Source organism: Parendozoicomonas verongulae (genome assembly GCF_009711465.1).
In the GTDB taxonomy this organism is placed as follows: domain Bacteria; phylum Pseudomonadota; class Gammaproteobacteria; order Pseudomonadales; family Endozoicomonadaceae; genus Sansalvadorimonas; species Sansalvadorimonas verongulae.
Map to the genome: position 1 here is coordinate 48,535 of NZ_SMME01000850.1, position 354 is coordinate 48,888.

1 protein-coding gene is annotated in these 354 nt (G+C 51.1%); it reads right to left on the reverse strand.

The window, feature by feature from the left end:
- Positions 1–354: hypothetical protein (locus tag E1189_RS23970; RefSeq protein WP_196221459.1), on the reverse strand; the 354-nt coding region annotated here is incomplete at both ends.

Here is a 354-nt window from a genome sequence, read left to right on the forward strand (position 1 = left end):
GCCTCCACAGCCAGAGCAGCCCAATGCAGGGCTTTCCCTAACAGAGTTGCATGTGCGGGCAATATGTCCTTAGCTTCCGTTAATTCCCGAAAGTAACGGACGCTAAAACATAAACAGGTTTCGAACCCTGAAAACAACTGTTTTTCGAGTTGCAACCCATCAAACTGCTCCCACTCTCCCGTATCAATAAAAACAGAGGCAAGACCCAGTTCAATATCCTTGTTATCACTGATAATGTTTACCCGCCCCCCGGTTGCCCGGGTACGCAGCCGGATAAAGATGTCCAGTGCTGCTTTCAGGTTATCCGTGCCCCCAATGGTCTGGAGCAACCGGCCCAGAGCCAGTTCGATCTCC